Origin of the sequence: Streptomyces sp. DSM 40750 (assembly GCF_024612035.1) — a bacterium.
Taxonomy (GTDB): domain Bacteria; phylum Actinomycetota; class Actinomycetes; order Streptomycetales; family Streptomycetaceae; genus Streptomyces.
This window is the reverse complement of sequence record NZ_CP102513.1, coordinates 11502866-11523334: the sequence shown is the minus strand read 5'-3', so window position 1 is coordinate 11523334 and position 20469 is coordinate 11502866. Positions and strand designations below refer to the sequence as shown.

The window sequence follows — 20469 nt, the reverse complement described above, 5'->3', positions numbered from 1 at the left end:
GGTTGCGAGCAACCCGCGACGGAGCCCGGTAACGAGCCGTTACAGAGCCAGCACATACGAACCATCGATGAACTTGGCAAGCAGCCACCACACATGACAACGGCTGATCAATCACATCCACAACCTGATAAATGCACAGGCAAAGCAGGAACCGACGAGCTCCATGCCATCCCTCCACCTCTGAGGCACTGAGGTCTTTCAGCGCGGCCACTGATCGGGGGACTGCGTAGGCGTCCGCAACGGACAAGGCTCCCGTGCCGTTGCTCGACGCTCATCGTCACCCGCGAGGGTGACCGCCGCTGCAAGCTCACGCCGTACCAACGTGCTCTGGTCGGTCTGATGTACCTGCGCCAGCACATCACGCTCGCCACGTCAGGGGGCCCTTGAAGGCTAAGGAACAGGATAAGTTTGTGGTTAAGCAAGTGAGGTTTGCCGGGAGCAGGGTGCAAGGTCATGGCATCTGAGGAAGAGCTGTTCGCGTCCGTAGACGCTCTGTTGAACGAGGACCCGCATCTGCCGCCTCCGGCGGAACGTGCCCGGCTGCGTGAGGCTGCCGGCATCACGCAGGCCCGCCTGGCGGCCGCGTTGAAGACCACGACCCAGTCGGTGAAGAACTGGGAGAACGGCCGCAGCGAGCCGAAGTCGCCGCGCCTGGACGCCTACCAGCGGCTGCTGAACGGATGGGCGGCGAAGCACCCCGCCCCCGGCGCAGCTCCGACAGCCTCGGTTGCCGCAGCGACGCCCGCGGCGACTACCGAACCGGCCTCGTCCAAGGTGGTGGAGACGGCAGATGCTCCTCAGGCTTCCGCCGTTCCGGCTGCGGCGCCGACGCGCCCCGCCCTCCGACCCGCTGCGCCGTCGCGGCGTCCGGCCACGAAGAAGACGGCGCAGCCCGCAGCCGACCCGCGCTTCCCGCACGGGCCCCTCGCGGTCCTGGACGGTGACGGCTGCACGTACGGCACGGGCGGCATCGTGCTCGACTGCCCCGCGACCACCGTGCCGGAGCTGGTGGAGTGGACGCTGCACGAGTCCGGCCTCGGCGCGCCACGCCTGCACCGCAACGGCAAAGACAGCGACCCGCTGATCGTCCTCACCGCCGCGGCCGCCGTGAAGCTCGGCCTCCCCGAGCGCCTGGAAGGCCATGAGCAGCGCCGCTCCCTGCGCCTGCCGGAAGACCACCCCGTGGTCAAACAGGTGGTGAAAGCGAAATGGCGGCTCACGCAGCGCGGGTTCGGCCCCTGGGCAAGGATCTACCGCAAGGCCCAGGGGCGCGAGCGGCAGTGCGTGCAGCTGGCGATCCTGTCCTGGGACGCCCTCGACGAGCGGGCGTGGCCCGGGGTGGCGGAGATGGAGCCGGCCGACATCGCGCGCGTCCTCGGCATCTACGCCACCCGCGTCATCACCCCGCGCGGCTCCACAGCCGTATCGGGCCTTGAGCTGATGACGGCGCTGCGGCCCCCCACACGCGCCACGCAGGACCCCGCCACCGGTAACTGGGTGCCCGGCCACAACCCCGGCTCACTCGGCACGGAGCCGACGGACCCTGCGCCACCGGAGGCCACCCCTGAGCACCCCGTCGTCGTGAACAGCGGCTGGAGCGGCGGGTTCCTCAATGAGGAGGCGTACCAGTGGGTGCGGCCGGTGGACCTGCTGACCGATGAAGAGTGCACGCTGCCCTTCGCGGTCGGCCTGGACCTCAACACCGCCTTCCTCGCCGCCGCGGCCCGCCTGGTCGTCGGCCTCTCCGCCCCGGACCACTTCCACAACCCGGCCTTCAACCCGAAGATCCCCGGCTCCTGGCTGGTCGACCTCTCCCACATCGAGGTGGACCCGCGCCTGCCCTCGCCGTTCACCCCGGACGGCACCCGCCCGACGGGACCTGCCTGGTACCAGACGCACACCGTCGCCTACGCCCAGGAACTCGGCCACAACGTCCAGCCCCTGGAGGCGTACCTGCGGCGCGAGACCGGCGCCTACCTCGACCCGTGGCACGACCGGTTGAAGACCGCCTACGTCGACACCCTCGCCGACCTCGGCGTCACCAAGGACCTGGACGACCACGCCTTCCTGGCCGCGATGGAGCGGCACAGGGACGCCGACCCGGCGATGGCGGCCGTCCTCGCCGCCATCAAGGCCACCGTCAAAGGAGGCATCGGCAAACTGCGCGAGCGCCCCCAGAGCAAGAAATACAAGGAGGGCGAACGGTGGCCCGCCCTCCAGCGCCCGACCTGGCGCCCCGACATCCGCGCCGCCGTCATCTCCAAAGCGCGGGTCAACATGCACCGCAAACTCACCAACATGGCGAAGATGACGGGCCTGTACCCGCTCGCCGTACTCTCCGACTGCGTCGTCTACCCCTCGCCCGGAAAGAGCCCGCTGGACTTCCTCCCCTACGCGGCCTCCGGCAAGCCGCAGCCCGGCGCCTTCCGCCTCGGGCCCACCCCGGGCCTGGCGAAGCTGGAGGGCGTCCAGTCGATGCTCTGGGCGGTCGACCTCATGGAACAGGGCTACAACCCCGCCCGCCACATCAAGGGCGGCGACGCCGTCCTCGACGAAGGAGAGTAGGCCAGTGCCCGACACCGGCCCGACGCACAAGACCTGGTTCCCGCCGGCCAACACGGGCGGCCAGGACCCCACCGCCGAGAAAGGCTGAGCCGTGGCAGAGATCGACGACGCCATCGAACGCGCCGACCGGGAAGCCTTCACCCGCCAGCCGCCCAAGACACTCCAAGCGCGCATCAACTTCCTGATGAAGCAGCTCAAGACGACCAAAGCCGTTGCACGCGAGATCGGGGTCAGCCAGCGATCCGTGGAGCGCTACCGCAAGGGCGAACGCAAACACCCGCCAAAGGACATCGCCGAACGGATCGACGCCGCCGTACGGCAGCGCTGGCAGCCCCAGGTCCGCAGACGCCGCCGGAAGCAGGCCGCCACCACCACGGGCATCACGGTAGAGACCAGAGCCCGCTTCGGCTACACCGCACCCATCGGCACCACCGACGACGGACGCCTCCGCCGCCTCACCGTCCACCTCCCCCCCACCTACGCACAGCGCCTCTTCAACGCCCGCGACACCGGAGCCGACGACCAACAGATGCGCCAGATCATCGCCGAAGGACTCAAAGAGATCTACTTCCAGGACCGCGGAACCCGCGCCACAGGACTCACCGACGTCACCCTCAACGACATCGACTACCTCGACCTCGACTACTAGCCTCACACCGGCCGCAGGCCCAGCACCTGCTTTGTTGAGCCGGAGCACGACAGCCGCCACCAAGACAGGCCTATTGTCACTTTGCGTCCGTGGCTGCCTCGGTGCGCCTTCCGCAGTGGATGGCATCGGGTCGATCGAACTGACACCGACCCGCGCCTGCCGAAGGCGTCTGTGCCCCTTACCCGGCCGCCGACCTGGCGGGCAGACTGCGTTCATGCAGCTCCCCGCCGAAGCCGTCACCGCCACCGTGCTGATCGAGGTCGTACGGATCTCCGCCCTCCCCACCAGGCGGGACGTCCCGTACCCCGGCACAGCGGTTGCCCACTGGGCCGGGAGCCAGGCCGACGCCGCCCTGGCCTTCATCGAGAGCCTGCCCGGCAGTGAACAGCACCGCTGCGGCTTCTCGCCGGGCTGAAGCGTCCGGGCATACGAGGACTCTCTCGATCTGGCGCTGTTGGAGGCGCGTTCTGCTTCACCTGCCACGAGGTCCGCATGCAGGGACCGGCGGTGCCGCCCGCTCCGGCCACGCAGTTCTTCGACCCGGGCGCCCTGCCGGCCCAGACCCTGCTGTCTCTCTTCCGCAAGGCAGCTCCGCAGCCGACCGACTGGATGAGCGTCACGACAGAGGCCCAGGGCGACACGATGAAGGCATTCTCACTCTTTCCAGGGCGCCAAGGCCAAGGCTGGTCAAGCGGTGAGTTCGGGCCGTGAGGCAGGCACCGCGGTACGGCGGTGCCTGCCTGATGGGCCGTCATTGGGGTGGACGTCGCCAATGACGAAGTCCACCAGCAGCTGTTCCAGCGTCGAGGCCTTGTCGGCGTGCTCGCGCTGGGTGTGCATGGCGTCGCTGGTGACGACGACTCCTGCCAGATCGGCGACGGTGTCCAGCAGCGGCTGGAAGCAGGTGATCTCGTTCGTCTCCTCGCCGACGTCCAGCTGGGCTAGGACCAGGCCGGTGGCGTGCTCCAGTGCGGCGAGCAGGTGGATCTCGCGGCCGTTCGCTTTTGCCGCGCCGCGCAGGCTTTTGCCGTCCACTGCGAGGCCGCGCAGCCCGGTCGCCTTCGGGCGACGGTCGGCGAGCCAGCGTCCGACCGCCCGGTCCAGCGCGTCGCCGTCGATGCGGGCCAGCAGGCGGCCGACCGTGGTCTCTGCGGGCAGGACCCGCCTGGGCAGAAGCGGATCGGGGTCCGCACCGACCTGTTCCAGCACATGCCCAGGGGCATCGGCGATCCATTCACCGACCGCCAGCAGCGAGGTCGCTCCGGCCAGCACCGCGCACGCGGTGAGAGTGAGCACGACGGCCAGGCGGTGGCGCACCCCGCGTGGGTCACGCGGGTCCGGCACCTCGGCCAGCCGCTCCATCAGGCCCGGGAGCTCCTCGGGTCCGGCCTGCTGTTTCTCGCGCAGTTGGTCAAGGGCCGGCGGATTCAGAGATGATGCGTCGGCAGGCACGGTCTTCCACTTGGATCACGGGGCGTAGAGAACTCCATGATCTCGGAAGCCGTGCCTGTCACGTTCCGAGAGCACCGCCGCTGAGCTGGCAGTCCGCCAGGAACCGGGCGTCACGCGACTACGCCGAAGCCCTGCATCATCAGCGCGGATGATTCCGCATGTGAATAATGCCTGCGGCATGACCCCGTCAAAACTGCGAAGGTCTTGCCGGAATTCGGCAAACAAGGCGGGAAGGCCGAATGTCATCCAGCAGAACCAAGCGTTCCATCGCGGTCGTGGTGGCAACCGTCGCCATGGGAACCATGGCGGGTATCGCTCCCGTCGGTGCCGCGGAGGTCGATCCGCTTCAGCAGCAGATCGACGAGGTGTCGGCGAATACCGAGGGCGGCGTTCAGATCAGCAGCGACGAAATCGCCTGGAACGACGGGGAAGCGATCATGGCCTTCCCGCTTCCCGGTGAGGAGCAGGCCCCGGTGAGCAGCCCCGTGGCGCAGAAGCTGCAGGCCCAGTACGTAGGCCTTGCTGCCGATACACGGGAGCCGGCGGTCTCGGAGGCCCCGGTCGTGGCGGCCGCCGACGACGACCCGCCTGCGGACGAGGAGGTGAGCGCGGCCGAGAGAGAGCCCTATGTCTCGGCCGCCGCCTCGGACAGCTGCCCGACCCAGGTGTTCGGAAACGACTGGTACTGCTTCTACCAGTACAAGTCCTTCAAGGGGCGCAGGCTCCAGTGGAACGCGACGCACAAGGACTGGGTCTACTTCTCCAAGTTCGACTTCGAGAACAGAACCCCGTCGTGGTCCAACAAGGGCGCGAAGGCCATCAAGGTCTACGGGCGTCGGTTCGCCGGCCAGGACACCAGCTGCTACTCCCCGCTGTGGAGCGAGAATCCCCATGAGCGCTCCGCGTCGGCCAACTGGGACAACGCGGCCGACTGCTTCCTGACCAACTGACGCATACGGCGAACGCCGGGTGCGGGAAGGGCTTCGGCCCGGACCGCTCCCGGCTATTGCTTCTTCAGGAGGTCAAGCAGAGTTCCAGACGCCCGGTCCAGGAATGCGGACCGGCCGCCGTACGACTTCTGTGCCAACGTGTACAACAGTTTGAGGTCATCGTTGATCTGCTTGTCCAGGAGTGCTGGTCCTGAATTCCCGGTGCTCTGCCGTGTGCTGATGTCCTCGCTCTGGCTCCCGCTCGAGATGCGAAGGGTGTAGGCGTCGGCGTCCTCCTGCCGGATCGAGAAGATGAAGTCACCGATCACCGTCCGGTAGCCCCCGTGCTCATGCGACTGCCAGTCAAACCCTGCCGATTCGGCGGCTTGTGCCAATTGCCCAACGATCGCGTCGCCCTTGTCCGAGACGTCTACGTGGACGTTGCCGGCCAGCGCACCCGCTGCTATCTGTTCGCCTTCCGGCTGGCCTACTCGGGCAAGGCCGTGCACCGTATCTCACGTTCCTGCGGGCAGCAGGCGTTCCTCGAAGGACACGTCCACGCGCTGACCACGCTGGGCGGGGTGCCGGCCGGTCAGGTCCGCTATGACAACCTCACCCCGGCCGTGAAGAAGGTGGTTTTCCGCAACCGATCGCGGGAGGAGAACCGCGCTGGACCGCCTTCCATGAGTACTACGGGTTCACCCCGTTCTACTGCGAGCCGGGCCTGCGCGGCGCTCACGAGAAGGGCGGGGTCGAGGGCCAGGTGGGCTACTTCCGCCGCAACTACCTCACCCCGGTGCCGCGGGTCGACAGCCTGGATGAACTCAACGCCCGATTAGCCGAGTTCGAGGCGAAGGAGGATGAGCGGAGGATCGGCGCGAGGATGCGGACGATCGCGCAGGACTTCGTCCGTGAGGCCGGTCATCTGCTGCCGCTGCCGGACGATCCGTTCGCCACCGGCATCACGCTCACGCCCCGCGTCGACCGCTACGGCATGATCACCGTGAAGATGTGCCGGTACTCGGTCCCGGTCCGCTTCATCGACCGCAAGGTCACCGTCACGCTCACCTGCGACGACCTGACCGTCTATGACGGCCGGCGGGAGATCGCCCGCCACCGACGGCTGGCCGGTCGCGGCGCCGAACACCTCGTGCTGGACCACTACTTGGAAGCCCTGCTGATCAAGCCGGGGGCACTGGAACGCTCCGAGGCACTTCACCAGGCCCGCGCCGAGGGCACCTTCACGGCCGTCCACGAAGCTTTCTGGGCCGCGGCCAAGAAGGCCCTCGGCGACACCGAAGGGACGAAAGTCCTGGTCAAAGTGCTGTTGCTGCACCGCCACCAGCAGCACGCCGACGTGGTGACCGGGATCCGCGGGGCCCTTGCGGCGGGCACCTTCAACGAGGACGTCATCGCGCTGGAAGCCCGCAAGGCGGCCCAAGCGGCCGGGCCGGCACCGACCGTCGCCACCAGCATTCCCGTCCCGGAGCCGTTGGACCTGGACCCGGCCCAGGTCACACCCCTGACACCGCGCCGTCTCGCCCGCGCTCTGCCCGCCGACCAGCGTCCCCTGCCCCGCCTGGAGCAGTGGGACGAGCTGTTGCAGCTTCGCCGGAAGGACTCATCATGACCACCGCCCATCACGCCCTGACCGCACAGGCGTCCGACGCGGCGATCGACACCGCCTGCCGGCTGCTGCGGCTGCCCACCATGCGAGCCCAGGCCGCCGACACGATCGCCCGGGCCGAACGCGAGGGCCTGTCCTATGCCGGGTTCCTCGCCGAGCTGCTGATGGCCGAGTGCGAGGACCGCGACCGGCGCCGGGCCGAACGACGCATCCGAGCGGCCCGCTTCCCCCGCGCGAAATCGCTGCGGGAGTTCGACTACAGCGTCAACCCCCACGTCGATCCGGCGGTCATCCACAATCTCGCCACCTGCGAGTGGATCGCCAAGGGTCACCCACTGTGTCTGATCGGGGACTCGGGAACCGGCAAGTCGCACCTGCTGATCGGGCTGGCACCGCGGCCGCCATGGCTGGCTACCGAGTCCGCTACACCACCGCAGCAGCCTTGGTGAACGAGCTGGTCGAGACGGCAGACGACAAGCAGCTGGGCAAGACCATCGCCCGCTACGGACGCGTCGACCTTCTCGAAAGCGTCCCACCCGTCCAAATCCCCACCCGGCTCACGCTCACTCACCTGGCAACGTCCCTACAACCTGTCTGTGTCCGCCGCTGCCCGCGCATTACATGGTGGGGCATCGATTTCTTTCGCGGACCGGAGTTCCGCTCAGGCCGGATACAGGGCTTGATCAAGTTCCGTAGCTGTCCGGATCGTTTCTGGTGCCCAGGATGGGGTCTGTCAAACGAGCGGCTCTGTTTCGTAGTCGGTGGTGACGGTGCGTTCTCCTTATTGCAGGAGGATGCGGTGACGGAGGAGGTCGAATCCTGCTCGGCCGTGCATCTGCCGCATGATCTTCTTGGTTCGGGTATTGGCGCTCTCGGTCCGGCCGTTGTGGTGGGGCAGGGTGAGGCCGGCGTTCACGGCGGCGCGGTCGAGTTCGAGGCCGGTGCAGAAGCTGTGCAGGTGGGGCAGGCCAGCGGTGCGGACTGTGGCGATCCACTGGGTGAGCTTGTCGTCGTTGGCCTGGGCCCGGGGTCAGGAACGCGGCGAACTCGCCGGTGAGTCGGGCGAGTGCGGTCATCTCCGGGCACGCCGCGGTGAGGAGGCCGAGGAGGTCGGTGTCCTTGCTCCACAGGTGCTCGGGGCGGGTGAGCAGGAGCCGGGCGAGCCGGCAGGGGGTTGTCACGGGGCGGTCGCCTTCGGCGCGGCCCTGATTGAGGTAGCGGACCAGCAGGTTGGCACTGCCGGTGTAGCCCAGTTCCCTGATCTCGTGCAGGAGGTGCGTGACGGGAACGGCCGGGTTGTCGGACCGGTGTTGGCGCAGGTGGTCACGGTAGGGGTCGACAAGGGTGGGCCGGTAGCGGGGGGGCGATGCGATCCGCGGGCGGTTCAGGGATGCGGGCGTAGCGCTTGACGGTATTCAGGGCGAGGTTCAGTCTGCGGGAGCAGTCGAGCAGGCCGACGCCGGAGTCGAGGAGGGCGTGGACTTTGTGCCGGCGCTCGCGGGTGGTCTGTTCGCGGATGCCGCCGTGCCGGGGCGGGTTGACGGTGGCCCAGCAGGGGGTGTGGGCGCGGACCTCGGCCAGGACTTTGTCGCACAGGTTCCGCCACAGATGCCAGCGGTCGCTGACCTGCACCGCGTCGGGCAGGGCCCGGCGGATCGCCTCGGCGTAGGTGGCCGAGCCGTCCCGGCACACGACTTCGATGCCTTTCTGCCCGCGCAGCCACGCCTCCAACGTGGCGGCTTCGCGGTCGGGCAGGACATCGACGCGTTCCCCGGTCTCGGCATCGATGATGATCGTGGCGTAGCGGTGACGGCGGCGCAGGGCGAAGTCATCGACCCCGATCACCCTTGGGATCCGCAGCGTCGGCGGGGGGATTCCCCGCAGCACCCGCAGGGCGGTGGCGAACGATACGGGCACGGCCGGTAACCGGGTGAGCCGGGCAGCCGCCCGGCCGCATAACTCCTTGACCACGCCCGAGACCTGGCTGGTCAGACGCGTGGTGCGGCGCTGAAGCCGCTCGATCAGCCCAGGAACTTGCTCGCGGAAGGTCTGCCGCCGACAGCCCAGGACCGGGCAGAGCAGACGTCGTACCCGGACGTTGACCACGACTCGGCGGCCATCGACCGGCACATCCGCAACGGTCCGGACGTGGTATCCGTGCACCTTCCCTGTCGGGACCCCGCACATCGGGCAGGGAAAGGGGACATCCCGGGTCCGGGCCAAGACCCGGATCATTTCGCCGTCGTCCGCCACATCCTCGATGACCAGCGCCGAGAGCCCTGAAAACACCGTTGCCACAAGGGAGTTGATATCTCGCATACAACGTCCACGACACCCGTCACCAACCGTCACCACCGACTACGGAACAGAGCCGATCGTCTTACAGTCCCCCGGCCGGAGGAGCGTGGAAGCTCCACACCTGGTGCAGGGTGTGGAGCCCAGCTCACTCAGCGGAAGGGACCGTCGGTCGCGAAGGCGTGGGCTGCAAAGCGCTTGCCCATTCGACGGTATGCGGCGGCGGTGGGGTGAAGGCCGTCGGCCAGGTCATCTGCCTCGTTGGGGCCGAGCAGCTCGCGTCCGTCGAGATAGTGGAGGTGGGGATCGGACGCCTGTCGTGCCGCAGCGATCCGGGCCAGCTCGGCACGGACGACCGCCAGCGACAATGCCCCGCCGGCCACATCGGACGGGTCGCCCAGGGCAGCGAGCCTGCCGTCCGGGCCGGTCGCGGCCGGACCGGGTGCCTTCTCCAGGGCAGGACAGCTCACCGGAGAGACCAACAGCAGCGGGGTGTCCGGGTGTCCGTCCCGGATCGTGTCCAGGAATCCGTGTACCGCCGGACCGAACGTCCGCAGCCGGAAGGCGGACAGGCTCACGATGTTGATGCCCACCTTGAGGCTGATCAGGTCGGCGGGCGTATCGCGGATCGTCCGGGCGACATAGGGATCCAGCAGCGCGTTGCCCGCCTGGCTGAGGTTGATCACCTCCACCCCTCCGAGCGCAGCTGCCACCACCGGCCAGGTCCCGGTCGGGCCGTCAGCCTCGATGCAGTGGCTGATGGAACTGCCGTGGTGCACCCAGCGGCGCCGCCCGTCCGGCAGCGGTGCCAGTACGTCGCCGTCAGCGCGCAGTGCCACCAGTTCCGTTGGGGTCTGCTGTGGCAGCCACAACTCGACGCCCTTCATGCCGGCCGGCAGCCCGGCGAACCGTACGGTTGCTGGCTCGCCCGGGATGAGTCGCTGTAGGGCCCCGGGGCCCGCCATCCGCAGCACGTTGCCCACCGGCGCCTGCTGGCGCCCGGCCAAGGCGCCGTCCACCAGCAACTCCAGCATCCCGGTCGGGCGAGGGTGGGGGTCGGAGTCGAGCTGGCCGGTGGAGGTGAGTACCTCGAGCTCCAATGCGCGGGCATCGGTGCGGAACACGAGCCGCACCCCCGAAGGCATGACGGTCACCCCGTAGACCGAGGGGTCCTGGTACTGCTCCTTGGTCCAGGCGGGCAAGCGGCGCGGCATCACCCCTGCCTGTGTGGTCTCCAGGTCCAGCGCGCCCCGTAACTCCACCGGCCCGCCCACCAGTGGAACCGTCCGCATCGCCACCGTCACCGCTCCTTTCCCAGGTCAATGTGGTCCGGAGATGACATCAACCCGGTGCCTTCGTGGCTCATCGACGCCCGCCGAACTCCCAGTCGTGGACCTCGATGTCCGCGTACCGGTCCGCAGTCAGAACGGCTCGTGCCGTGTCCGGATCCGGGGCCCTGAGCAGCACCGCCGTACCCAGCCAGGTGTCGCCGTCGTCGGACAGCAGCGGCCCGTACGCGACCAGCTCGTCCTCCTCGAGCGGCAGGACGAGGTCGGCGGCCGGGCCCTCGCCGAGGCCGAGCACCAGGTACCGGTTGCCACCGGTTTGGCCACCGGGGAAGTCCCACATGGTGCGCCCCAGCACGTTGCGCCACCGGCGCAGCAGCACGTCCCGGTACGCGCCGGCCTGGTAGTTGGGCTCGTCGAAGGCGAACGCGCGGGCGGCGGCGGGATCGGGCAGGTCGACGATGTGCACGCTGCCGGTGGGTGTTTCACCATCATCGGCGAAGGTCGGGCCGCGAGCGATCAGCTCCTTCGCGTACCGGTCCATGTAGGACCAGTGCTCCTCCAGCAGCTCCTCGCGTAACGCGAGGGAGCCGGGCCGATCACGGTGGTAGCAGAAGAACTCCATGACCACAGACCCTTCCCCACCAAGGGCACTATCTCAACTGGCTTTTGGCGACGATGACCCCGCGCTCCGAACGAGGCAGCATCGGCGGGGAAGACAAGTCCGGGCACATGCCGTGCATACAGCTGGACTCCGGGACCATCGCGACCGGCTCCGGCCCTACGGGCGCGTCGAACGGCTTGTAGTGGTCCGGTTCGGCGCACATCGGCCAGGGCTCGTCGGCCGACCACCACAGCAACGGCCCGCCGACGGAACTGCCCCGGGCCCGGCTGCCCGGCCCGGGGGTAGAGGAGGGTGACCTCGCGCGCCGTACCGATCGACTCCGGAGAGATGGCCTCGACATCGAGTCGTGACGCCGCCGATCCTAGCCTCGCGCTTTCGCGAGTGGGTCTGTACGGGCCTTGATCAAATAAGTGGAGAGTGCTGCTGGCCTGCCAACGATGGGACTTGTCGAGGGTCCTGTCAGCTGCGAGGAAAGAAGCACTCTCCAGGTGAAGAAGCGAGCGGGGCGTATCCGCGTGTCCGTGTCGAGGGCGGTGGCCGTGGGGGTGGTCTCGCAGGCCGGGTCGGTGCTGCTGGCCGAGACGGTCCGCAAGTCCGGTCTGGACACCGCGATATCGGCGGCACCCACGCCGTGGCGCAAGCCGCGGGCCGTGCCCGATCCGGGGAAGATCCTGCTGGATGTGGCCCTGGCCGTCGCGCTCGGCGGGGACTGCCTGGCCGACATCGGCATGCTGCGGGCCGAGCCGGATGTGTTCGGCCCGGTGGCCTCCGATCCCACGGTCTCCCGTGTCATCGACACACTCGCCGCATCCGGCCCGAAAGCCCTCCCGGCGATCCGGGCCGCACGTTCCCGAGCACGGGGCGGGTCTGGGAGCTGGCCGGTGCGCACAGTCCGGCCGCCGACGGCCAGGTGATCGTGGACATCGGCGGAGTGCTGGTCCTCGCGCACGACGAGAAACAGGACGCCACCGCGACCTGGAAGAAGACCTTCGGCCACCACCCCCTCGTCGCGTTCGTCGGCCACGGCCAGGCCGGGTCCGGAGAGCCGGTGGCCGCCCTGCTGCGGCCCGGCAACGCAGGCTCCAACACCGCCGCCGACACCACATCGAAACCGCCCGACTCGCCCTGGCACAACTCCCCAAGGCTCTGCGGCGGGGACGGCAGACACTGATCCGCACCGACTCCGGCGGCGGCACCCACGCCTAACGGGCAGTGGCGGGGGCGGTGGCTGTCGTATTCCGTCGGAATGACCATCACCGACGCCATCCACCAAGCCGTGCTGAAGATCCCGAAGAAGGACGTTGCAGTGGGAGAAGGATGGCGTGGCTCGACTCAGGGAACTCGGCGCTCCAGCGTTCCTCGGCAATGGCTACGGCGAGGGGCAGGCCAAGCTCAGCGGTGAGGTCGAGTTCGGCGCGCGCTTCGTGCTGCCGCCCTCAACCACACTCAAGGAAGCCGCCGAGGTGCTCAGCAGGGTGGCAGTGATCGGGTCCCGGATGGCACAGCACGCGACTCAGCCGCAAGCCAAGGAGACTGTGATCGCGTTGATCGACGGAGAATCTGATAGCGGCGACGCAGGGGTGGACGGATAGATGACGGGCGACTTTGGACCCGACCGCTTGCGGCAGCTCTTCGGCGACCCGAACGAGGACGGGGTCTACCTTGTCGGCGTCGTGGAGTTCTCGGACGATGCGAGCGAGGACCAGTGGTCGTACGTCGGGAACACTCAGATGGGCACCCTGGAGTCAGTTGCCAGCAGGCTCGGCTATGAACGGCGTGACATCACGATTGCGGAGTCTTACCGAGAGCCTGGCCGTGGGGTGCTGCCGGACGGCACAGAGCTGGCGGTCACGTCGACCACCGTGCGAGGGAGCGCATCCTGGCATCTGAGTAGCCGGGAGCCAACGCCGGAGAAACGGCTCCGGTGGGCAGGGCATCCAGTGCCACCTCCGCCCGAGCCGGTGCCGGTCGGTCCCAACATGGAGACGGCGAGGCCTCGGATCGAGGAGCACCAGGGAGAGGTCTTCTACACGAAGACCGGCAAGCCCTTCACCTACCGGACCAACCGCTACACCCTGGTCATCGTCGAGAGCCGGCGCAACGTGCAGTGGCACGAGATCAGGTCAGCGCTGGAGGCATGGCCGATCGCGGGGCCGTCGGAGATTCCACGATGCCCCGAACGTTCTGGGCGGTACGTCTACGGGATCGTGTCCGACGAGCGGATCCGGCAAGGGGACTGGTGACAACCTTGGACCTGCGGCTCTGTGGCGGCTGATGCGATGCTCGCCGAACCTGCCGAATCGTCGGACGCTACAGCTACGGTTATGGGTGAGATTCTACAACCGCGACATCCTCGTCGACCGAGCGCCGAGGAAGGACCCGAGCAGTGACGAGGACGCATGGCCGAGGACCAGGAGTACGACGAGGTCGACGCAGTTGTTCGCATCCCCAAGGGCGAGCGTCTCGCCGACTCGCGGAAGAGCGAAGGCTGGAGTCGTGGGTTCACTCCCAAGACGAGTGACAGGGGACCGGAGCACGTCGAGATCCGCCTGAAGGCCGAAGACGAGTCAGGTTTCGCAGACAAGCCCGAGATCGTCTGCGTCACCGAGTACGTGGAGGATCAGCGTCCTCAGCTCACCCCCGTCCAACAGGCCGTGGCTGACATCGCGGGCCAGATCATCGATGGTCTCGTAGAAATCGCAAAACCTCACGTTGCCCACTGGTGGCACACCCAGACCGTGCCATTCCTCGTTGCCAAGCGCGAAGCCTTGGTGCGGAAGCAACAGGCCCGCAGAGCCCAGAAGAAAGCCTTGCGGGCCGGGGTCACGACGACACCTCCTGTTGCTGTCCCAGGGGTCGAGGCTGACGCGCCTTCCCAAGATGTGGCCACCGCGCCCAGCGACCCGAAGGTCACTGTGACGAGCGAGCAGTTCCAGCAGATGTTCATGACCTGGCTCGCCCGTGAGGACGCCCAGCAGGCGCTCTGGAGCCTCATCGTGAATGCCGAGGTCGAGGATGGCGGTGCTGCCACCCTGGCATGGCAGCAGGAACTGAAAGAGCTTTCGCCTGAGCAGCGAACCGAGCGGGTCATGGAGTTCTTCGCTGCCAACCCCTCGATCCTGGAGGACTTCGCTCGTCAGCTCATGGGCAGCATGGCCCTCGGGCTCGGCGAGACGACTCTCAGGCGCGACCGGGTGTAGGGCCGTGCCGTTTCAGGACGGCGCGTCACTAGCCTCGCCCTTTCATGGGCTTGTTGGGCACGACTGACGTTGGGGGTACCGAGAACGCTTCTGATCTGCCACTTCACCGTCCGGAGCCGCTCTCGGGCTCGGTCGGTTTGCTGCACCTGCCAGGTGCGCGGTGTCCTGCCCGCGTCGGCCACAGTCACGTGCGGAATGGGGGTGCCGCCATTGGGCCCTTGTGCGAGGCTGCCAGCCATGGAGAGTGAGCTGCTGGACGATCAGGACTACGCGTCGGTCCATCAAGCCATGCAACTGCTGTCCAGTCGCTACCTTCATGCCCTGACGCTGAACGCTCGCATGGAGGCCTGGGCGGAATTCGTGACGAGTGTCGAAGAGGGCTTCGACACCACGTGGGCTTGGGAGTTCGCCAACGATATCGCCGATCGCGACTGGCTCCACGATGCCTGGCCGATCTTGACCGAACGGATCCGCAGGCTCCGTCAGCCCGAGCTCGATGCCCTGGACGATCGGTTCCGAGCGGCGACAGCACCGATCAAGCCGCTCGGTATGAGCCGAAGTGCGATGGCCGAGCAAGCGCGGTGGTGGCAGTTCCGCTACCCGCTGCTGGTGACTGGGGATCCGGCTGAACAGCTGCCGCCGACATGGTCCCCTGCGCCCATCCACATCCAGGATTGACCAGATCATGGCGGCGCAGAACACGGCGGTGAGGAACGACTGCGCGGAGCTTTCCGGTGCGGTCACCACCAGCACGGCGCCGGCCCCGAACAGCCCCGTGAAGCCCCACCGGACCAGGTGGAGGCGCCGACGGCGCTCACGCAGCCGAACGCCCGTGAGGATGTCGGCGCGCGTCGGCTGGTAGACCAGCTCGACCGTGTCCTGTCGTCCGTCCCGCCCCATGTCCACGAACATGAAACGGGATCGTACTGCCCGTGCCGGCTGCCGTGATCAGCTAGATCTCGGCGTTGGTCAGCACGAGGAGAGCCCCCAGGACCATGGTCGCGTGTCGGGCGTTCATGCGGACCTTGGTGAGGATCCGCCAGACACCTCACGTTGCCAACGCGTCAAGCGGCGGTGGCGAGTTCGGTGGGGAAAGCGGTGCGTTCGTCGAACAACTCGCGCCGCTGAAGACAGTGATAGAGCTGGCCGAGCATTCGATTGAACAGGTTCCGCAGGGCGGCCGCGTGCCAGTCTCCGTGTTCGTCGCGGCGCCGACGGTAGTGGGCCTTGGCCCCGGGCGATCCGTTCGGAGCGGCGAAGGCCCAGAGGTAGCCGGCGTGGTTGAGTCGGTCGTTCTTCACCCACCGCCGCGTGATGCTCGACTTCTTGCCGGAGGCGCGGGTGATGGGCGAGGAGCCCGCGTATGCCTTGAGTCCCCGGGCGTCGGCGAAGCGGGTGCGGTCGTCACCGATCTCGGCCAGGATCCGGGCGGCGAGTTGGATGCCGAGCCCGGGGAAGCTCAGCAAGATCGCAGCGTCCGGATGCTGAGGCAATGCGTCCTGCACCGCCTCGGCGAGCTGGTCGGCGGCGGTGCAGGCGGCGTCGAGCTGCATGAGGAGGGCAAGCATCTGTTTGCCGAGGGCGTCCTCGACAAGCGGCGGCTGGTGGGCCCACTCGGCGCGGAGGATGTCGCGGATTCGGTCGGCTTCGGCTGCGATGCCGCGCTTGCGGCCGGCCCGCTTGAGGGCGGCCTGGAGCTGGGCGCGGGTCAGGCGTGCTGCCCGCGTCGGGGTCGGGGCGGTCTTGAGGAGTTCACGTGCCTCGGGCCGGCACAGGCCGTTGGTCCAGGTGGCGATGGCGTCCAGAGCGGCCGGGTAGTACTCGCGCAGCAGGGAGCGGAGCTGGTTGGCGAGCTGCTGCCGGTTCCACAGCGCGTCCTGCTGAGCGCGCGCGAGGACGGCGATCGCCCGGCCGAGGTTGGAGTCGTCGGGCAGCGGCCGGTGGGCGTGCATGTCGGTGCGCAGGATGTTCGCCAGGACGAGGGCGTCGCCGGGGTCGGACTTCTTGCGCGAGACGCTGTGCCGGTCGCGGTAGCGGGCGGCGGCCAGCGGGTTGATCGCGTACACCTTCCGCTTGCCGGTCCGCAGCACGGCGACCAACAGGCCGCGGGAGGTCTCGATGGCAACCGGGATCGGGTTCTCCTCGGTGTCGCCGTGCTCGGCGAGAAGCTCCAGCAACAGCTTGTAGCCGACGGCGTCGTCGGTTATGTGCCGCTTGGCCACTAACGTGCCGGTGTCGTCGACCAGAGCGACGTCGTGGGTGCGTTCGGCCCAGTCGATTCCGCAGTAGATCAAGGCAGTTCCTTCCCGACGTGCTGATGTTTGCGCTGGTCACGAGCGCATGCGGGCCACGCGTCGCACTAATCCCAGGCATCAACCGCTGCGCGGATGTGCCGCCACCTCACGAGCCGTTCGTGGCACCAGCGCATCCCACGGGCCTCGGTCTGCGCGGGAGCTCGAAGGCTCGGGCGTATCAAGAGGTCACCGCGGAGTGGGCTCGCACCACCAACACCAACGAGTGACCGAGGTGACGGTGTTGACGCTCGCGGGTGCTGGATGTCACCGGTCTGGCGAGAGGCATCAAGGCCCGTTCTTCAGAAGGCATACATCCAGCACCCGACTCGAACACCCGGGGAACTGGGTCACTCCCTCGGGATGCCCTTGGAAAGGGATTAGTTCTTCAGGTCGGCGAAGCCGTGCTCGCTCGCGGTTGACCAGATGGTTGGCCGCCTTCTGGGCGGCGGTGAGGGGATGGCCGCGGGCCGCTTTGCGGCCGGTGACGATCACCGAGTCGTCGGGGTCGTCGTCCAGACCGACGAAGCCGAGGTCCGCCAGCGCCCCAAGGTCGGCCTCCCGCAGGTGGGTGGTGATCTTGTTGTGGCGGGCAGTGGTGATCTCCGAGGAGCGCCCCGGCTTCGCCGCCGAGATCCACACCAAGTTGCCCTTCTCATCGGTCAGGGCGAGGAACAGCAGGCCGTGGGTCTTGTGCTTCCCGCTGTAGTTCGGCCGGTTGGCATCCCCGGTGCGTCGGCGAGTACGGACGAGAGTGCCGTCGAGCAACACAACGACGCCACCCATCCGGGCGATTTTCTTCAGGGCGCGGGGCCCGTACGGCGAGCAGGCCGGTCACTTCCAGAAGCCAGCGGCGCACGGTGGAAGCGGAGATGCCGTTGCCACCCGCCATGTCGGAAAGCCGATGGTCGTGGCGGAGGACGGCCAGGACGGTCAGGGCGGTCAGGGCGGTCAGGGCCGTCAGGGCGATGCGGCCGGGCGGGAGCTTGCGCCAGCGCGAGCGGATCACCGGGACCAGCGAATTCAGGTTGCACAACGCCCACTGCTGTATTGGGCGAGACACACCTGCCACCACAGGCAGAGGCACAAGCAGTCCCCGAAGGAGGATTGCCGTCCTCGGGCATCACGGTCACCGCAGGTCGCCATCCTCATGTCCCCGACAGAATAGGCAGTAAGAACGCCCAAAACGTACCGTTTCGGTCGAGGCTCAGGTCACAGCTCGGGGCGGGACGGCATTGGGGCCTGTGTGATGTTGCGATCAAAAAGTGTGACTGAGTGCCCGAGTTGACCACTCAGTGCTTCATCTGGCCGTGCTCGCGACCGGTTCTGTGCCGGTCGTGGCGTAGCGACCTTCTTGCTCTCTCGGGACGGGTATCGGAAGTCTGTCTGCGCTAACCGTGATCTGTCGGCGGTTTGTCGGTGGAGGTTGGGACCTTGGTCGGGTTGGTGCTCTTCATGAGCACGCTGCCGAGAGCACAAGGAGCCTGTCATCGTGTCTTCCGCATCCCAGAGCCGAGCGTGGGACGTTCACCGGCTACCGTCTGCCGAGGGCAGGATTTTCCTGGTCACCGGGGGTAACGCCGGGATCGGCTACTTTGTCGCGGAGCAGCTCGCCGCCACCGGCGCGGTTGTCGTACTCGGCAGCCGGGACGCCGCGAAGGCCGACGCCGCCATGGCCTCGATCCGCTCACGCGTCTCTGGCGCGCGTGTGCGGCATCTTCAACTGGACCTCGCCGACCTGTCGTCCCTGAAGACCGCCGTGGACATGCTGGATCTCGATCATCTCGACGCGGTGGTCTACAACGCAGGGGTCGCTCTCGACGACCCGCCGCGTCGAGAGACCGGGGACGGTCACGAGCTGATGTTCGGCACCAACCACCTCGGCCACTTCGCGCTTACCCAGTGGCTGGCCCCCCTGCTGTCCGCGGCGTCGGCGGGTCGCATCGTGACGGTGGGAAGCTTTGCGGCGCGGTCCGAGCGACTGGACCTGGGCGATCTGCAGTCGGTCCAGGACTACCGGTCCAAGCGCACCTACGGCCGATCGAAGCTGGCGCAGATGTGCTTTGGTTTCGAACTCGATCGCCGCCTGCGTGCCGTGGGCAGCCCGGTTCTCAGTGTGGTGGCCCACCCCGGCGGCGCACTGGACTCCCTCACCCCGTCCCGCCCGCCGGTAGGCGTGACAACCCCCGGCGAGCGGCTGCGCGCCTTGCCCGCCGGTCTCTTGGTGCAGGGCAAGGACGCCGGAGCATGGCCCGTCGTCCGCGCCGTCCTCGACTCGGAGGTGCAGGGAGGGCAGCTGTGGGGGCCGAGGGTCTTCGGCCTGCGGGGCATACCGCGGCGTGAGCCCGTCCCCTCTCATATGGCCGACCCGGCCATCGCCGCTCGCCTGTGGGCCGTCAGCGGTGAGCTGGTCGGCACGGATCCGCACCTCGGTTTCCGGTAGGCGCGGAGCCGCGCCCAGGCGGCTGTCCGGTAGTCAACTGGCATGGTCAGTCCGGCCAACCGGGCTCAGTCACAACCAGTTGCCCGCAGGAGGTCGTTGATCCAGATCATGGAGGCGCGGAGGTGGAGGCCGGCGAGATAGCCCTCGGGGGTCTTGTCGTATCGAGTCGCGATGCCCCGCCAGGCTTTCAGCTTGTTGATCAGGCGCTCGACGGTGTTCCGCTCCTCGTAGAGATCGGTGTCGTGGCGTGTGGGGCGGCCGCCCCGGCTGCCTTTCTTCTTTCGGTTGGCGGCCTGGTCCTTCTTCTTCGGGATGACTGCCTTGATGTTGCGTTTGCGCAGGTAAGAGCGGTTAGCGCGGGATGAGTAGGCCTTGTCCGCGGCGACAGCGCCAGGCCGGGTCCGGGACGGCCGACCGGCAGACGGACCCGCACCTTCCGCAGCACGGCGACGAACTGGGGGCTGTCGGCGGCCTGTCCCGCGGTCAGGACGAACGACAACGCACGGCACTTGCGGTCCGCAGCAAGATGAACCTTGCTCGTCAGCCCACCACGGGATCTGCCGAGCAGCCCTTGTGCCAAGCGGAGCCTGCGCCGTCGCCTGACGTGCCGCCGCTCTTCCCGCTCGGGGTCGTCACCTGCGTCCTGTCCGTTCTGTTCTGGCGGGCCGCCCCCCTTTGCCGGGTCCGCTCCTGCTCGGCGGCGGCTTCCTCAAGGGCGTCCATGACCTCCTTGCCGATGCACATCCCGGCAGCGTCGTGGCGGGCGCGGGTGGCCGTGGAGTCCACGCTGACCAGGGACAAGTCCGTCTGTCCCTGGCGGGCGGCCTCGGCGATCACGCCTTCCAGCAGCGCGGTGAAGACGTCGGCGTCCCTCCAGACCCGGAAGCGGCCGTAGACCGTAGGCCACGGGCCGAACTCACGTGGCATCTCCCGCCACTGACTGCTGGTGCGGAACCGCCAGATCACCCCCTCGAACTGCTCCCGCAGCCGCTCGGGGTACAGGCCGTACTCGCCTATCGGCAGGAACGGCTCGATCAACTTCCACTGCTCGTCGGTGAGTTGCCTGCGCGTCACGATCGTCTTCCTACCGGATCTGCCTTCCATGCG

At 68.0% G+C, this 20469-nt stretch carries 16 protein-coding genes and 4 pseudogenes; 12 read left to right on the top strand and 8 right to left on the bottom strand.

The window, feature by feature from the left end:
- The first annotated feature begins 453 nt into the window (after positions 1–453).
- The 3 genes from tap (at position 454) to JIX55_RS50655 (ending at position 3629) form a co-directional block, all read left to right on the top strand.
- Positions 454–2565: a telomere-associated protein Tap gene (tap, locus tag JIX55_RS50665; protein ID WP_257561152.1), complete on the top strand. Its 2112-nt coding sequence runs from the start codon at positions 454–456 to the stop codon at positions 2563–2565.
- A 91-nt stretch (positions 2566–2656) separates the two neighbouring features.
- The gene (tpg, locus tag JIX55_RS50660; protein ID WP_257561153.1) at positions 2657–3214 is read left to right on the top strand and encodes a telomere-protecting terminal protein Tpg; all 558 of its coding nucleotides are present in this window, start codon (positions 2657–2659) and stop codon (positions 3212–3214) included.
- A gap of 214 nt (positions 3215–3428) precedes the next feature.
- Positions 3429–3629: a hypothetical protein gene (locus tag JIX55_RS50655; RefSeq protein WP_257561154.1), complete on the top strand. Its 201-nt coding sequence runs from the start codon at positions 3429–3431 to the stop codon at positions 3627–3629.
- A gap of 272 nt (positions 3630–3901) precedes the next feature.
- Here the strand turns inward: JIX55_RS50655 and JIX55_RS50650 are convergent, their stop codons facing one another.
- Positions 3902–4666, bottom strand: a complete 765-nt coding sequence (locus JIX55_RS50650; protein WP_257561155.1) for an ISAs1 family transposase — start codon at positions 4664–4666, stop codon at positions 3902–3904.
- Positions 4667–4905: 239 nt separating this feature from the next.
- On the opposite strand from JIX55_RS50650, the gene JIX55_RS50645 reads away from it, so the two are divergent.
- Positions 4906–5616, top strand: coding sequence for a hypothetical protein (locus JIX55_RS50645; RefSeq protein WP_257561156.1), 711 nt, complete (start codon positions 4906–4908; stop codon positions 5614–5616).
- A 53-nt stretch (positions 5617–5669) separates the two neighbouring features.
- Here the strand turns inward: JIX55_RS50645 and JIX55_RS50640 are convergent, their stop codons facing one another.
- A complete protein-coding gene (locus tag JIX55_RS50640) occupies positions 5670–6104 on the bottom strand; it encodes a hypothetical protein (protein ID WP_257561157.1) in 435 nt (144 codons plus the stop codon).
- Positions 6105–6358: 254 nt separating this feature from the next.
- Here JIX55_RS50640 and JIX55_RS50635 point away from each other — a divergent pair, with 254 nt between their 5' ends.
- Both JIX55_RS50635 and JIX55_RS50630 read left to right on the top strand, forming a co-directional pair.
- Positions 6359–7225, top strand: coding sequence for a Mu transposase domain-containing protein (locus JIX55_RS50635; protein ID WP_257561158.1), 867 nt, complete (start codon positions 6359–6361; stop codon positions 7223–7225).
- A pseudogene (locus JIX55_RS50630) lies at positions 7222–7745 on the top strand (ATP-binding protein); the annotation flags it as partial. The gene JIX55_RS50635 and the pseudogene JIX55_RS50630, both read left to right, overlap by 4 nt.
- Before the next feature lie 258 nt (positions 7746–8003).
- On the opposite strand, the pseudogene JIX55_RS50625 reads toward JIX55_RS50630, so the two are convergent.
- From JIX55_RS50625 to JIX55_RS50615, 3 genes and pseudogenes are all read right to left on the bottom strand, one after another.
- Positions 8004–9541 (bottom strand): annotated as a pseudogene (locus tag JIX55_RS50625) (ISL3 family transposase).
- A 128-nt stretch (positions 9542–9669) separates the two neighbouring features.
- A complete protein-coding gene (locus JIX55_RS50620; RefSeq protein ID WP_257561159.1) occupies positions 9670–10809 on the bottom strand; it encodes a GDSL-type esterase/lipase family protein in 1140 nt (379 codons plus the stop codon).
- Between the two features lie 70 nt (positions 10810–10879).
- Complete coding sequence (locus tag JIX55_RS50615; protein WP_257561160.1) at positions 10880–11428, bottom strand: YciI family protein; 549 nt, start codon at positions 11426–11428, stop codon at positions 10880–10882.
- Between the two features lie 463 nt (positions 11429–11891).
- Here JIX55_RS50615 and JIX55_RS50610 point away from each other — a divergent pair.
- The 5 genes and pseudogenes from JIX55_RS50610 to JIX55_RS50590 form a co-directional block, all read left to right on the top strand.
- A pseudogene (locus JIX55_RS50610) lies at positions 11892–12719 on the top strand (transposase); the annotation flags it as partial.
- Between the two features lie 10 nt (positions 12720–12729).
- Positions 12730–13020 carry a hypothetical protein gene (locus JIX55_RS50605; RefSeq protein ID WP_257569725.1) on the top strand — a complete coding sequence of 97 codons (291 nt, stop codon included), beginning with the start codon at positions 12730–12732 and terminating at the stop codon, positions 13018–13020.
- Positions 13021–13671: a hypothetical protein gene (locus tag JIX55_RS50600; RefSeq protein ID WP_257561161.1), complete on the top strand. Its 651-nt coding sequence runs from the start codon at positions 13021–13023 to the stop codon at positions 13669–13671.
- A 156-nt stretch (positions 13672–13827) separates the two neighbouring features.
- Complete coding sequence (locus JIX55_RS50595; protein WP_257561162.1) at positions 13828–14628, top strand: hypothetical protein; 801 nt, start codon at positions 13828–13830, stop codon at positions 14626–14628.
- Between the two features lie 237 nt (positions 14629–14865).
- A complete protein-coding gene (locus JIX55_RS50590; protein WP_257561163.1) occupies positions 14866–15306 on the top strand; it encodes a hypothetical protein in 441 nt (146 codons plus the stop codon).
- Between the two features lie 386 nt (positions 15307–15692).
- On the opposite strand, the gene JIX55_RS50585 is transcribed toward JIX55_RS50590, so the two are convergent.
- Positions 15693–16922, bottom strand: a complete 1230-nt coding sequence (locus JIX55_RS50585; RefSeq protein ID WP_257561164.1) for an IS110 family transposase — start codon at positions 16920–16922, stop codon at positions 15693–15695.
- Between the two features lie 285 nt (positions 16923–17207).
- Positions 17208–17705 carry a transposase family protein gene (locus tag JIX55_RS50580; RefSeq protein ID WP_257561165.1) on the bottom strand — a complete coding sequence of 166 codons (498 nt, stop codon included), beginning with the start codon at positions 17703–17705 and terminating at the stop codon, positions 17208–17210.
- A gap of 706 nt (positions 17706–18411) precedes the next feature.
- Here JIX55_RS50580 and JIX55_RS50575 point away from each other — a divergent pair.
- Positions 18412–19362, top strand: a complete 951-nt coding sequence (locus JIX55_RS50575; RefSeq protein ID WP_257569164.1) for an SDR family NAD(P)-dependent oxidoreductase — start codon at positions 18412–18414, stop codon at positions 19360–19362.
- 65 nt (positions 19363–19427) lie between these two features.
- Here JIX55_RS50575 and JIX55_RS50570 read toward each other — a convergent pair.
- A pseudogene (locus JIX55_RS50570) lies at positions 19428–20436 on the bottom strand (IS5 family transposase).
- Between the last annotated feature and the right edge of the window lie 33 nt (positions 20437–20469).